The organism is Kitasatospora sp. NPDC088861 (assembly GCF_044750105.1).
Taxonomy (GTDB): domain Bacteria; phylum Actinomycetota; class Actinomycetes; order Streptomycetales; family Streptomycetaceae; genus Kitasatospora.
Genome location: NZ_JBIVJF010000004.1, coordinates 449,524 through 462,686, shown reverse-complemented (window position 1 = coordinate 462,686; position 13,163 = coordinate 449,524). Strand labels below are relative to the sequence as shown.

The window sequence follows — 13,163 nt, the reverse complement described above, 5'->3', positions numbered from 1 at the left end:
AGGGCGGAGCGCCTCGCTCAGCGGGCGCTCCGCTCCGGGACCAGGACGGGTTTGACCACCCGGCCCGCGTCGCAGTCGCGTTCGGCCTCGTTGATGGCGGCGAGCGGGTACCGGCGGATCAGCTGGTCGAAGGGGAACCGCCCGGCCTGCCACAGCCGGGTCAGCCGGGGGATCAGCAGCGCCGGCACCGCGTCCCCCTCGCAGATGTGCGAGATCCGCCGGCCCCGGTCCAGTGTCCCCGGATCGAGCGACAGCGCGGTGCGGAGCCGGGCCACCAGCCCGAGGTGGCCGGTCGGGCGCAGGGCCCGGAGCGCCTCGTTGATCAGCGGGCCGGAGGCCGTGGTGTCCAGCGCGTACTGGGCGCCACCGTCGGTCAGCCGCTGGATCCGCTCGGCCAGGCCGGGCCGGGGGACAAGGCCGGGCCGGGAGGCCAGGTCGGGCCCGGAGGCGTGGTCGGCCGGTCCGGCGCGCAGCGGGATCGCGCCGAACCGCTCGGCGAGGTTCAGCCGTTCGGTGTAGCGGTCGACGGCCACGGCCACCGCCCCGGCGGCCGTGGCCGCCATCACCGCGGCGAGGCCAACCGCCCCCGCGCCGAGGACCAGGACGGTGTCGCCGGGGCCGGCGCCGAAGGAGTTGAACACCGCCCCGGCACCGGTCAGGAAGCCGCAGCCGAGGGGCCCGAGCAGGTCGACGGGCAGCGAGCGGTCGACCCGGACGGCGTTGCGCGCCGGAACCATCGCGTACTCGCCGAACGAGGACTGGCCGAACCACCGGGGGGCCAGCTCGCCCCCGGCCGCGTCGGTGAACCGCGCCGCCTCCTCCTCGCGCCCGCCGAAGAGGTTGAGCGCGGCGAAGGAGTCGCAGTAGGCGGGGGCCGCACCTAGGCAGTTCCGGCAGTGTCCGCACGAGTCGAAGCTCAGCACGACGTGGTCGCCGACGCTCAGCCCGGTGCCCGGGCCGCCGGTCTCCACCACGACCCCGGCCCCCTCGTGCCCGAGCACCGCAGGCAACGGCGAGCGGCCCGCCGAACGCCGGACCGCGAGATCGGTGCGGCACATCCCGCAACCCGCGATCCGCACCAGCACCTCGCCGTCGGCCGGCCCCCCGTTCAGGACCACCTCCTCGACGACGAACCCGCCCTCGTACGAGCGCAGTACCGCCGCGTCGAACCTCATCGTCACGCCTCCTCCGGATCGTCAAGCCTCCTCAGGCCGGTGCACGACGAACGGCCTGAGGTTCCCGTAGAGCCCCCACGGCCCGCCCGCGACGCCGACACCGCTGTCCTTGATGCCCGCGAAGGGCTGGGCGAGGGACAGCTCGGCGTGGTGGTTGATCCACGCCGTCCCGCACTCCAGCCGGTCGGCCACCGCCTCGGCCCGGTCGAGGTCCGTCCCCCACACCGAGCCGCCCAGCCCGAATCCGGTGTCGTTGGCCGCCTCGACGGCCTCGTCGACGCTCCGGTACGGCAGCACCGGCAGGACCGGGCCGAACTGCTCCTCCGTCACCACCGGACTGTCGGAGGGGACGTCGGCCAGCACCGTCGGGGCGAAGAAGTAGCCCGGCCGGTCCAGCCGGTGGCCACCGGCCGCGGCCCGGGCGCCGTCCGCCAGGGCCCGGGCCGTGTAGCGCTCGACCCTGGCCAGCTGGGGGGCGTTGTTGACCGGCCCCAGCTGGGTGCCCGGGTCGAGTCCGGCGCCGACGACGACGCTCTTCGCCCGTTCCGCGAGGGCCTCGACCACGTGGGAGTGGAGCCGGGCAGGGGCGTAGACGCGCTTGACCGCCATGCAGACCTGCCCGCAGTTGCGGAACGCCGCCCAGAACAGCCGGTCCGCGATCCGGTCCACGTCCACGTCGTCCAGCAGGACGGCGGCGTCGTTGCCGCCCAGCTCCAGGGTGACCCGGGCGAGCGAGACGGCCGCGCCCGCCGCGACGGCCCGTCCGGTGGGGACCGAGCCGGTGAAGGTCACGTGGCGGATCCCCGGGTGGGAGGCGAGCAGGGCGCCGAGGGGTTCGCGGCCGGTGACGATCGTCAGGACGCCCTCGGGGAGGGCGGTGGCGAGGACGGACCCCAGCAGCCGGGTGGCGAGGGGGGTGAACGGGGAGGGCTTGAGCACCATCGTGTTGCCCGCGGCGAGCGCGGGCGCGAACTTCGCCGCCGCGAGCTGGAGCGGGAAGTTCCACGGGACGATCGCGGCGACCGGCCCCAGCGGCCGCCAGCGGATCTCGCTGCGCACCGGACGGCCGTCCGCGATCGGCTGGGGCCCGGGGGCCAGGTCGGCGAAGTAGCGCAGGCGGGCCGCCGTCCGGGCGACCTCGGCGGCCGACTCGGCCAGGGGTTTGCCCTGTTCCCGGGTGAGCAGCGGGGCGAGGTCGGCTCCGGCCGCCTCCACGGCGTCGGCTGCCGCGCGCAACGCGGCGGCGCGGGCGGCGGGGTCGGCCCGCCAGCTGCGCCAGGCCTCGTGGGCCCGGCCGACGACGGCGTCCAGCGCGTCCGGCTGCTGGTCGGGGGCCTCGGCGAAGGCCTCGCCCGTCGCCGGGTCGACGACGGCGAAGCGACCGCCGTCGGGCCCGGGCGGGCGGCCGGGCCGGCTCGCCGGCCTGCCGGGGGTCAACTCGCGGCGGTGACGACGGCCGCGTGGTCCCGGGCGTGCCGGTCCATCTCCGCCCGGAAGTCGGCCACCAACTGCGGCCGGATCCTTCCGGCGGTGCGGTCGCCGCCCTCGCAGACGGCCCCGCGCACTCCCACGATGTCCGTGCCGATACGGGTCAGCATGCCGAGGTCCGCCGCCTTGACGCTGCCCGCGAGCGCGGCGAGCAGATCGGCTTCGTGGGCCAGCCGGACGAACTCCGCGCAGACCTCAGGCGGAACGTGGTCGAACAGCCTGGTCCCGTCCTTGATCGCGGTGTCGAGCATGGCCGCGTCGGAGCCGGAGCGACGGGCGATGTCGGGCAACGCGAGCGGGTTGACGCAGCCGATCCGGTGGGCGTCGGCGTAGCCCGAGGCGACGACGAACGCGTCCGGCCGGTAGTCCTTCACGGCCCGGACGACCCCTCGCATGACGTCGACGGCCTGTTCGGGCGTCGTGCACCCGTAGAGGCCGACCTTGATGTATGTGGCGCCGGAGACGGCCGCACCGAGCGCGGCCTGGGCCACCGTGCCGGGCTTGTACGGGACGTCCCCCACGGTGGCGGACAACGGCTTGTCCGCCGGGACGGCGTCACGGATCTCCCTGATCACCCACGGGAAGTTCGCGCCGAGCGAGCCCTCGTCCGGCTTCTTGACGTCGACGATGTCGAGGTGCTCCGCCGCCTTCGCGCAGTCGAGGGCCTCCTCGACGCCGTCCGGGGAGATGAGCAGCAACAACGTGGGCTCCTTCCACCGCGGGTCCACCGGCCGGGGGCAGGTGCGCGGAGTCGTCTGGATCACGTGCGGTCCGCTCATCATTCCTTCGGCCCGTGACCCCCGGTAGGGCGCGCGGAGCCCGAACGGGTCACTGCCGTGGCGCGATCACCCCCCGACGCGCCGGACACGCCAGTTCGAACCCGTCGCACACGGGCGCGGTCGGGTCGCCGGGGTCGGGATTCCTGCTCCTGGCCGCCGGGACGGCCGTTCAGGCCCACCGCTCCACGAAGCGGCGCTGCCAGGGCGTCTCCACCGCGTGCCGGTCGTAGTGCTCCCGGACGTACGCGACGGCCTCGGCGGCCGGGACGCCGTCCAGGATCGCGACGCAGGCGAGGGCGGTGCCGGTGCGGCCGTGGCCGCCGGCGCAGGCGAGTTCGACGCGTTCGGTCGCCGACCGCCGCCAGACCTCGCGGAAGGCGTCGGCCGCGTCCGCCCGGTCGGCGGGGAGCCGGAAGTCGGGCCAGTGCACCCAACGGCCCTCCCACGGGAACGGCTTGGGCGGGCGGCCCAGCAGGTAGAGCCCGAAGGAGGGGTGCGGGCCGGGCGGCAGCGGGCGGCTGAGGCCGCGCCCGCGCAGCAGCCGCCCGGAGGGCAGGCGCAGCACGCCGGGGGCGGCCGGGTCCCAGGGCGCGGTCGGCCCGGTCGGCCCGGTGGTCTCGGTGGTCTCGGTCATCTCGCGGTTCTCCTCAGGACGCCACGTGCAGGGCCGGGGTGCCCGGCATCCCGGCCCGGTGGGCCAGGGCCGCCGCCTCGCCGCGCGAGGAGACGCCGAGCTTGGCCAGGATGTTGGCGACGTGGAACTTCACCGTCGACTCGCTGATGTGCAGCGCCGCGGCGATGTCCCGGTTTCGCCGGCCCTGGGCCAGTTGGTCGAGCACTTCCAGCTCGCGCGGCTGGAGGCCGTCCAACGGGTCGGTGGCGCGCGGTTGTTCGGGCAGGCCGAGCGGCAGGTCGACGCTCACCGTGGTGCCCCAGCCGGGGACGGCCTCGATGGCGCAGCGCCCGCCGAGGGCGGCGATCCGGTCGGCGGTGCGGTGGACGGCCAGCGCGTCGGTGGCCAGCAGGCCGGGGCCGTCGTCCCGGACCACCGCCCGCAGCGTGTCACCGGTGAACCGCCAGCTCACGTGCAGCCTGGTCACGGCGTCCTGCTCCAGCATCACGAGGACGGCCGCCCGGACGGCGTCCCGGGCGGCGTGCGCGGTGTCCGCCGGCACGGACCGGCCTGCCTCCGCCGGCGGCGCGACGTCCAGCCGCACCCGGGTGTGCCGCAGCAGCGGGCGCAACTGCTGGTCGAGCCGGGCGAACGCGGCGTCGGCGGGCTCCTCGCTGAGCGCCCGGTCCAGGTCGGCGCCCCGGCGAAGGTCGAGCAGCGCCGTCACGGCCAGTTCGGTGGCGGCGCGGCGCGCGGTGGCGTCGTCCAGCGCGGCGGAGCGCAGCGGCGCGAGGATCGCGGTGAGCGCCGCGCCGTGGGAGCCGGTGAACTCGGCGATCGCCCGGGCCCGGGCGTTGGCGGAGGCCCGGGAGGCCACCGCGTGGGTGGGGCCGGCGTCGGTGGCGCGGTGGTGCGAGTGGGTGGTGACCAAGTCCCACAGCTGCTGGAGGACGGCGAGCGCCCCGGCCGCCACCGGGTCGGCGCCGCCGTCCCGGACCAGCACCAGCACCGCGGTGGTGGCGTCCGACGCCGACGCCGTGACCACCACGACGGACCTTGCCCGCCCGGCCAGCTGCGCCTCGCCCTGCCAGGCCCGGCCGTCGGCCGTCGCCGAGGTGGTCGTCTCGGCCAGCTTGGCGAGCTCCAGGCCGCTGACGGCGGCGGTCAGCTCGGGTGGGCCGAAGGCGAGCGTGGGGGAATAGGTGCAGATGCCGCTGAGCTGGGCGATCGCCACGTGCGGGACGAGGGTGGCGACCACCTCGGAGAGCCGGTCCATCAGGTGCGGCCGGGGGGTGCGCAGCACCTCGACGGCCCGCGCCAGCGCCTCCTCGGGGCGGCCCCAGTGCTGCCGCCACCGCTCGTCCGCGCCGTCCCCATCCCCGTTCCCGTGGTCCAGGTCCCTGCCGTCCACGTCCTCGCCCGTCTCGTTGCGCACGTCCTTGTCAACGCCGATGCCGTCGCCCATGCCGGCCAGCCTAGCCCGGGGGCCGGGGCGGGGGCCTGGCCGTTCGGACAGGTGGAACCATCCGAAAGGCGGGCCTGGCGACCACCCCGGACGATCCAGGATGGAGCCGTCGGAAGAAACAACTCACCGAACCCGCAAGGACATTCCATGACCAAGGCGATCGCCTTCTCCGAGTACGGCGGCGTGGACGTGCTGCGCCCGACCGACGTCGAGCTGCCCGCCCCGGGCCCCGGCCAGGTGCGGGTCGCGGTCCGCACGGTGGGCGTCAACCCGCTGGACCACAAGGTGCGCAGCGGCTCGATGGTGGCGGCCTTCCCGGTCTCCTTCCCGCACGTCGGCGGCTACGAGCTGGCCGGTGCGGTGGAGGCCGTCGGCCCGGACGTGACCGCGTGGGCGCCCGGCGACGAGGTGTTCGGCGCCGTCATGGGCGGCGCGTACGCCGAACAGGCGCTCGTGGACGCCGACCTGCTGGCCCGCAAGCCCGCCTCGCTGAGCTGGGAGGAGGCTGCGGCGATCCCGGTGGCGGCCGAGACCGCCGAGCGGGTGCTCGGCGTCCTGGGCGTGCGGGCCGGCGAGACGCTGCTGGTGCACGGCGCGGCCGGCGGGGTCGGCACCCTGCTGCTGCAACTGGCCCGGGCACGCGGGATCACCGTGGTCGGCACCGCCGGCGAGGCCAACCACGGCTACCTGCGCGAGCTGGGCGCGATCCCGGTGGCCTACGGCGACGGCCTGGCGGACCGGGTGCGGGCCGCCGCCCCGGGCGGGGTGGACCGGGCGCTGGACGCGGCGGGCAAGGGCGGGGTGCTGCCGCTCTCCATCGAGCTGACCGGCTCCGCGGACCGGGTGGTGACGATCGTCGACTTCGCCGGCTCCGCCGAGTACGGCGTCCGCTTCAGCGGCGGGGCGGAGGGCGTCGAGTCCTACCACCAGAGCGCCTACGCCGCCGTGCTGGCGCTGCACGAGGCGGGCACCCTGCGGCTGCCGCTGCACCAGGTGCTGCCGCTGGCGGAGGCGGCCGAGGCGCACCGGCTCAGCGAGCACGGGCACCTGCGCGGCAAGATCGTGCTCACGGTCTGAGCCATGGGTGCCGGGGTCGTCGACGACCGGCAGTCGGCCCGGTGCACTGGTCAACTGGTCGATGCACCGGGCTTCCTGACGTGGAATCGGTAGAGTCCGGTGGCATGGTGACTGAGAACGCATCAGGGGTGTCGGCGGGCCGCCTGGCCGGGCGGTCCTGCGTGGTGACGGGCGCGGCCAACGGCATCGGCCGGGCCGTCGCCGAACGCTTCGTGCGCGAGGGCGCGTCGGTGGTCGGCACCGACATCGACGTCGAGGGCCTGCGCCGGCTGGCCGACCGGTTCCCGCACGCCGTCAGCACGGTGGTCGGCGACGTGGCCAGCGACGAGGACGCCCGCCGGATGGTCGACGCCGCCGTCGAACGGCACGGCCGCCTCGACGTCCTGGTGGCCAACGCCGGGGTGATCCCGCTCATGGAGGTCACCGAGGCCACCGCCGAGGAGTGGGACCAGGTCATGGCCGTCGACGGCCGCGGCATGTTCCTCACCTGCAAGTACGGCATCCAGGCGATGGCCGCCCAGGAACGGCCGGGTGGGGCGATCGTCTGCGTCTCCTCCATCTCCGGCGAGGCCGGCCAGCGCGGCCAGGCGGTCTACGGGCCCGCCAAGTTCGTCGCCTCCGGCCTCACCCGGCACCTCGCCGTCGAATGGGCCGACCGCGGCATCCGGATCAACGCCGTCGCCCCCGGCACCATCGCCACCGACCGCGTCGCCCGCCTGTACGACGAACCCGGCGGGACGGAGTACCTCGCCGCGATCGAGAAGCGCCACCCCATGGGCCGCCTCGGGGCCCCGGCGGAGGTCGCGGCGGCCGTCCTGTTCCTCGCCTCCGACGACGCCTCCTTCATCACCGGCGCGGTGCTGCCCGTCGACGGCGGCTACCTCGCGCAGTAGTCGTCAGCCCCCGGTGTTCCCGACAGGGGAGCCGGGCGAGCCGGGGGAGCTAGGGGAGCCGGGGGAGCCGGGGGAGCCGCTCGACGATGACCATCGCCGCGTCGTCGTCCAGCCGGCCGCCGACGTGGGCGAGCAGGTCGCGGCGCAGGTGGTGGAGCAGGGCGGTCGGGCGTTCGTCCTGCCAGGCGGTGACGCGGTCGGTGAGCGGGTAGAAGCGCCGGTCGGCGTCTCGGGCCTCGATCACGCCGTCGGTGTAGATCAGCAGCCGGTCGCCGGGGTGGAACGGGAAGGTCTCCACCTCGTACCGGACCGGGGCGAGCTCGCCCAGGCCCAGCGGCGGCGCCGGGTGGCGGGCGGCCAGCGTGGTGATGCCGTCGGGGCGCAGCAGCAGCGGGGGCGGGTGACCGCAGTCGATCAGCCGGACCGCCGTGCCGTCGTCGGGGATGTCGAGCAGGACGGCGGTGATGAAGGACTCGCCGCTGTCCTCCGGCGGGGCCGCCTCGTCCGGGTCCTCGCCGCTCAGGCGGCGCCGGCGGGCCTGTTCGCCGAGCTGGGCGAGGTCCCAGCAGACGCTGCCGTCCAGGTAGGCGGCGAGCCCGGGCAGGTCGGCGTGCAGGTGGGCGGCGGCGCGGAAGGCGCCGAGCAGCAGGGCCGCGTCGCCGAGCGAGGACAGGCCCTTGCCGCGGACGTCGCCGACCAGCAGCCGGGTGCCGGTGGCGGTGCGGGCGGCCGCGTACAGGTCGCCGCCGACCTGTGCCTCGGCCTCGGCGGCGAGGTAGACGGAGGCCAGGTGCAGCGGCCCGATCCGGTCCGGCAGCGGGCGCAGCAGGACCCGCTGGGCGGCCTCGGACACCGAGCGGACCTGGGCCAGCTCGCGCTCGTACCGTTCGCGCAGCGCCCGCAGTCCGATGATCAGGGCGGAGACGACGAGCTGCGCGCCCAGCTGGGTCTCGATGTTGGCGCTGGTGAGGCCGTCCCGGGTGATGCCGATGACGGTGAGCGCGGCGAGGGCCAGCAGGGCGACGCCGGCGGTGGCCCGGGCGCCGGCGTAGGAGGCGGTGAGCGCGGGGGCGACGATCAGCAGCGGGCCGAGGTGGATCTGCGCGGGGGAGAGGATGTCGACGACGGTGATCACGACGATCAGCGCGAGCGACAGCGCCGTCAGCGCGCGGCGGTCGGGCCGCCGGGGGCGGCGGCGGTCGCGGGGCTGCGGGTCACGGGGACGCTGCCGGAGTGGCACCTTTCCTCTGTACACCGTCGGGGCGGTGGGGCGCACCCCGGGCGCTCCTCGGGTACACCCCGGAGGCCCCCGGGCGCACCCCGTACAGGGGGTCTCAGCCCTCTTCGCCGTAGCGGGCCAGGTAGGCGGCGAAGCGGGCGACGTCCTCGTCGGACCAGTCGGTGAAGCGGGCGGTGAAGGCCAGCCGGCGCTGCTCGTTGGCGTCCTGCAGCAGGGCGAGCCCGGCCTCGGTGGCGCGCAGGATCTGGCCGCGCTGGTCGTCCGGGTCGGCCTCGCGCCGCAGCAGGCCGAGCTTCTCCAGGGCGGTGACCTGGCGGCTGACGGTCGACTTGTCGAGCATGAAGTGGGCGGCCACGTCGGCGGCCCGACAGCCGCCGCGCTCGGTGATCAGGTCGAGGATGCTGTAGGTGACCAGGGAGAGGTCGGGGTGCAGCTGGGAGGCCTTGTGCCGGGCGCGCCGGGCGAAGGCGGTCAGCTCGCGCTGGATGGCGTCGATGGACGACTGGCGGCCGGGCACGGGCGTTCCTACCTCCTCGATATTTGTTGCACTATACAACGGATTCCCCCGGGTTCGCGCGCCGCTCCGGGCCTCCCTGTCCCTGAGTGGCCTGCCAGGCGCGGGCGGCGGCAATCCGGCGGGTCGCACTCGGGTGAGTGGCGAACAGTAGCTCAAGCGCCCTCGGCGGGTCGACATCGGAGACGTTCGCCACGGCCAGTCTGCGTTGCATCGCGACGAACTGCTCGGCGTCCGACGTCAGTTCGAGCGCATGCCGGTCCGCCCTGGCCTCGATCCGGCGGCTCACCGCGCACTGGGCCGGCCCCGACAGCGCCCCCAGCAGCGCCGCGCACGCCGCCAGCAGCGGCAGCGCCCGCGGATCGGCCGCATCCGCCGCCCCCGCCGCCGACAGCAGAGGTCGCCAGGAGCCCAGCACCCCCAGCACGGCCACCGCCGCGGCCGCGCCCACCGCGCCCAGCAAGGTGCCGAACGGCACGTCCCGGTGCTTCACGTGGCCCAGCTCGTGCGCCACCACCAGTTCCACCTCGCGCGGCGTGGCCGTCGACAGCAGCGTGTCGTACGCGACGATCCGGCGGGTCGCGCCCAGCCCCGACACGTACGCGTTGAGCGCGGTGGTCCGCCGCGAGGCGTCCGCCACCAGGACGTCCCGCACCCGTACGCCGTCCCGCTCGGCCAGCGCCAGCAGGGCGCTGCGCAGCGGGCCCGGCGGCATCGGGGTGAAGCGGTTGAACACCGGCTCGATCAGCAGCGGGTGCAGGAAGGACAGCGCCGCCGTCAGCACCGCCGCCGCGCCCGCCGCCGGCAGCCACCAGTGCCGCGGCGACCAGGCGGTCAGCGCGAACAGCCCGAGTGCGAGCGGAAGGACCAGCACGAGGGCCAGCCCCAGGCCGCGCAGCGCGTCCACCGTCCAGCCGACCCAGCCCTGCGTCACCAGCCCGTACCGGGCCCGGACCACCCGCAGTCGGGCGCCGAACGGCAGCTGCAACGCCTGGCCGAGCACCACCAGGGCCGCCGCGCCCGCCAGCACCCCGGCCGTCCGGGAGCCGCCGAACCAGCCGCCGACGGCCGAGACCAGGCCGGCCCCGGCCGGGGTCAGGCCGAGCAGCAGGGTGAGCGCCAGGCCCGCCAGCCGACCGCCCAGTGCCCAGGGGAGCTGGGCGCGGCGCAGCGCGCGGCCACGGGCGCGCTCGGCGGGGGTGAAGTCGGCCGGTGGGCGGCCGGTGGGGGCGGGGCCGGCGGAGGCGGTGGTATCGGTGTCGTCCATGGGGTGGGTGCGGCTCCGGGCTCTGGCGGACGGGGGCGGTTCAGCATCTCCTACCGCGCCGGGGCGGCGCTCAGTCCTCGGCGCCCGGTGCTCCAGTCTTTGGTGTCCGGCCGTGGGTGTCCGGCCGTGGGTGTTCGTCGGCTCGTGTCCGGCCGTGGGTGTTCGGGGGTGGGTGTCCGGCCCGCCGGTGTTGTGCTCGGAATGTTGCGGAACCGAGGCGGATGGGTGCGGAACCCGTGCCGTAGGCTGACCGCTTCTGGATCGACCCGGGGGGAACCACTCATGCGCCGTGCCGCGGCCGCCGTCGCGCTGTTCGTCGGCCTGACCGCCGTCGCCGCCTGCGGGCCCGACGACCCCGCCCCGGCGCCGGCCGCCGCGCCCGGCTCGACCGCGGCCTCCTCGGGTGGGGCGGCGGGCGCGTCCACCAGCCCGGGTGCGACGCCGTCCGGAACCGCCGCCGGGAAGAACGCCGCGCCCCGGCCCGACGGCAGCATCACCGTCGCGTTCGCCGGAGACGTCCACTTCGAGGGCCGCACCGAGGCCCGGCTCGCCGTCCAGCCGCCGGAGCAGGCCCTCGGCCCGCTCTCCCGGACGCTCGCCGACGCCGACCTGTCCGTCCTCAACCTGGAGACGGCGATCACCGGGCGCGGCGCCCCCGAGCCGAAGACCTACACCTTTCGCACCTCGCCCAAGGCGCTCTCGGCGCTCAAGGACTCCGGCGTCGACGTCGTCTCCATGGCCAACAACCACGCCGTCGACTTCGGCGCCGACGGCCTCACCGACACCCTCGCCGCCAAGGACTCCTCGCCGATCCCGGTCGTCGGCGTCGGCCGCAACGCCAAGGAGGCGTACGCCCCGTACGTCACCACCGTGCGCGGTGTGAAGGTCGCCGTCGTCGCCGCCAGCCAGGTCGAGGACCTGACCAACCAGAAGTGGCGGGCCGGTGCCAACAAGCCGGGAATCGCCTCCGCGCTGGACGTCCCCGCGCTGGTCAAGGCGGTCGAGGCGGCCAAGCAGCAGGCGCCCGTCGTCCTCGTCTACCTGCACTGGGGCGACGAGGGCAAGGCCTGCCCCACCGGCCCGCAGACCGCCATCGCCAAGAAGCTCGCCACCGCCGGCGCCACCGCCGTGGTCGGCACCCACGCCCACACCATGGTCGGCTCGGGCATGCTCGGCAACACGTACATCGGCTACGGCTTCGGCAACTTCCTCTGGTACGGCACCTCCAACTACGCCTTCTCCAACGAGACCGGCGTCACCACCCTCACCCTCACCCGCGACGGCAAGGTCACCGGCGAGGCCTTCGCCCCGGCGACCATCGACGACAAGGGCGTCCCCGTCCCGGCCACCGGCGCCACCGCCGAGGCGGCCCGCAAGCGCCGCGACGCCCTCCGGGGCTGCACCGGCCTCGCCCCGGCCCCGGCGGCTCCGTCGGCTCCGGCTCCGTCGGCTCCGGCGACGGGCGCGACGGGCTGAGTCGCCTCCGGGGGCCCGTGGCCCTCTCGTGAGCGACCGGTAGCCGTCCTCAGCTCTCGGTCGCCGTCGGGCAGTTCACCGCCCTCCAGTCGCCGCGGCACCGCGGCCGTGGGGGTTCGATCCATGCTCTCGGCGAGACGAAACGTCTCGTACCGGTGTGCCCGGAAATGGCGGAGATCGGACCGGAGTCGAGAGGGTGGCGGTGAGTTGACGACTGCACAGGGCATCGGCGCAGCCGAACATATGTGTTAGGTTAGGCTTACCTAATATTGCTGGTCGGAGGGGATGTCCGTGCAAAAGTCCGAATTCGCCGGTGCCGTCGCGATGGTCACCGGGGCCGGGCAGGGCATCGGTGCGGCCGTGGCCCGGGCGCTCGTCGCCGAGGGTGCCGTCGTCGCCGCGGTGGACCGCAACCCCGGCCCGCTCGCCGCCCTCGCGGCGGAGTCGCCCGCCGTGCACCCGTACGTCCTGGACGTCGCCGACGGCCGGGCGGTGGACGACACGGTCGACCTGATCGAGCGCCAACTCGGGCCGATCGCCGCGCTGGTGAACGTCGCCGGGATCCTGCGCACCGCACCCGTCGTCGAACTCACCGACCAGGACTGGGCGGAGACCTTCGCGGTCAACACCACCGGCGTCTTCCACACCGGCCGCGCGGTCGGCCGCCGGATGGCCGACCGCGGTCGCGGCGCCGTGGTCACTGTCGGCTCCAACGCCGCCGGGGTGCCGCGCGCCGGCATGGCCGCGTACGCGGCGTCCAAGGCGGCGGCCACCATGTTCACCCGCTGCCTCGGGCTGGAACTCGCCCGCTCCGGCGTGCGGTGCAACATCGTCTCGCCCGGCTCGACCGACACCGGGATGCAGCGCGCGCTCTGGGGCGAGGACGCCGAGGCCGCCGAACGGCGGGTCATCGACGGCGACTTGGGCGCCTGGCGGGTCGGCATCCCGCTCGGGCGGATCGCCGCACCCGCCGACATCGCCGAGGCGGTGGTCTTCCTGGCCTCCGACCGGGCCCGGCACATCACCATGCACGACCTCTACGTCGACGGCGGCGCGACCCTGCGCGCCTGAGCGCCCTCGCCGTCCCCACGCCTTCCTCGCAGCTTCCCTCCGCTCCCCTCCGCGCCCCGGGCAACCCCCGGGCGTCGGCCATGCCCTGACTTCCTTCCCCGACCT

General features: G+C 75.5%; 12 protein-coding genes. 4 read left to right on the top strand and 8 right to left on the bottom strand.

Annotated features, from left to right (window positions below; all coding sequences use genetic code 11):
- Positions 1 to 17: 17 nt before the first annotated feature.
- The 5 genes from ACIP37_RS11210 to ACIP37_RS11190 all read right to left on the bottom strand — a co-directional run bounded on the left by ACIP37_RS11210 (position 18) and on the right by ACIP37_RS11190 (position 5,520).
- A complete protein-coding gene (locus tag ACIP37_RS11210; RefSeq protein ID WP_363627607.1) occupies positions 18 to 1,175 on the bottom strand; it encodes an NAD(P)-dependent alcohol dehydrogenase in 1,158 nt (385 codons plus the stop codon).
- 21 nt (positions 1,176 to 1,196) lie between these two features.
- Entirely contained in the window at positions 1,197 to 2,612 is a 1,416-nt protein-coding gene (locus tag ACIP37_RS11205) for an aldehyde dehydrogenase family protein (protein ID WP_400843651.1), read from the bottom strand.
- Positions 2,609 to 3,364 carry a (5-formylfuran-3-yl)methyl phosphate synthase gene (locus tag ACIP37_RS11200; RefSeq protein ID WP_400805268.1) on the bottom strand — a complete coding sequence of 252 codons (756 nt, stop codon included), beginning with the start codon at positions 3,362 to 3,364 and terminating at the stop codon, positions 2,609 to 2,611. The genes ACIP37_RS11205 and ACIP37_RS11200 overlap by 4 nt, the downstream gene beginning before the upstream one ends.
- Before the next feature lie 247 nt (positions 3,365 to 3,611).
- Positions 3,612 to 4,076 carry a protein-tyrosine phosphatase family protein gene (locus ACIP37_RS11195; protein WP_363579588.1) on the bottom strand — a complete coding sequence of 155 codons (465 nt, stop codon included), beginning with the start codon at positions 4,074 to 4,076 and terminating at the stop codon, positions 3,612 to 3,614.
- A 13-nt stretch (positions 4,077 to 4,089) separates the two neighbouring features.
- A complete protein-coding gene (locus tag ACIP37_RS11190; RefSeq protein WP_363579587.1) occupies positions 4,090 to 5,520 on the bottom strand; it encodes a LuxR C-terminal-related transcriptional regulator in 1,431 nt (476 codons plus the stop codon).
- A gap of 147 nt (positions 5,521 to 5,667) precedes the next feature.
- Here ACIP37_RS11190 and ACIP37_RS11185 point away from each other — a divergent pair, with 147 nt between their 5' ends.
- Together ACIP37_RS11185 and ACIP37_RS11180 are read left to right on the top strand one after the other, a co-directional pair.
- The gene (locus tag ACIP37_RS11185) at positions 5,668 to 6,597 is read left to right on the top strand and encodes an NADP-dependent oxidoreductase (RefSeq protein WP_400804669.1); all 930 of its coding nucleotides are present in this window, start codon (positions 5,668 to 5,670) and stop codon (positions 6,595 to 6,597) included.
- A gap of 104 nt (positions 6,598 to 6,701) precedes the next feature.
- Positions 6,702 to 7,490 (top strand): SDR family NAD(P)-dependent oxidoreductase, encoded by a 789-nt coding sequence (locus ACIP37_RS11180; RefSeq protein WP_363579585.1) that lies wholly within the window; start codon positions 6,702 to 6,704, stop codon positions 7,488 to 7,490.
- Positions 7,491 to 7,539: 49 nt separating this feature from the next.
- Here ACIP37_RS11180 and ACIP37_RS11175 read toward each other — a convergent pair whose 3' ends face one another.
- The 3 genes from ACIP37_RS11175 to ACIP37_RS11165 form a co-directional block, all read right to left on the bottom strand.
- Positions 7,540 to 8,730 (bottom strand): PP2C family protein-serine/threonine phosphatase, encoded by a 1,191-nt coding sequence (locus ACIP37_RS11175; protein ID WP_400804673.1) that lies wholly within the window; start codon positions 8,728 to 8,730, stop codon positions 7,540 to 7,542.
- 94 nt (positions 8,731 to 8,824) lie between these two features.
- On the bottom strand, positions 8,825 to 9,247 hold the full coding sequence (locus tag ACIP37_RS11170; RefSeq protein ID WP_063349838.1) for a MarR family winged helix-turn-helix transcriptional regulator: 423 nt from the start codon (positions 9,245 to 9,247) through the stop codon (positions 8,825 to 8,827).
- A gap of 31 nt (positions 9,248 to 9,278) precedes the next feature.
- Positions 9,279 to 10,511 (bottom strand): M48 family metalloprotease, encoded by a 1,233-nt coding sequence (locus tag ACIP37_RS11165; protein ID WP_400804679.1) that lies wholly within the window; start codon positions 10,509 to 10,511, stop codon positions 9,279 to 9,281.
- Positions 10,512 to 10,793: 282 nt separating this feature from the next.
- On the opposite strand from ACIP37_RS11165, the gene ACIP37_RS11160 reads away from it, so the two are divergent.
- Positions 10,794 to 11,987, top strand: a complete 1,194-nt coding sequence (locus ACIP37_RS11160) for a CapA family protein (protein ID WP_363627602.1) — start codon at positions 10,794 to 10,796, stop codon at positions 11,985 to 11,987.
- Between the two features lie 285 nt (positions 11,988 to 12,272).
- Positions 12,273 to 13,058: a 2,3-dihydro-2,3-dihydroxybenzoate dehydrogenase gene (locus tag ACIP37_RS11155; RefSeq protein ID WP_363627601.1), complete on the top strand. Its 786-nt coding sequence runs from the start codon at positions 12,273 to 12,275 to the stop codon at positions 13,056 to 13,058.
- The last annotated feature ends 105 nt before the right edge of the window (positions 13,059 to 13,163 follow it).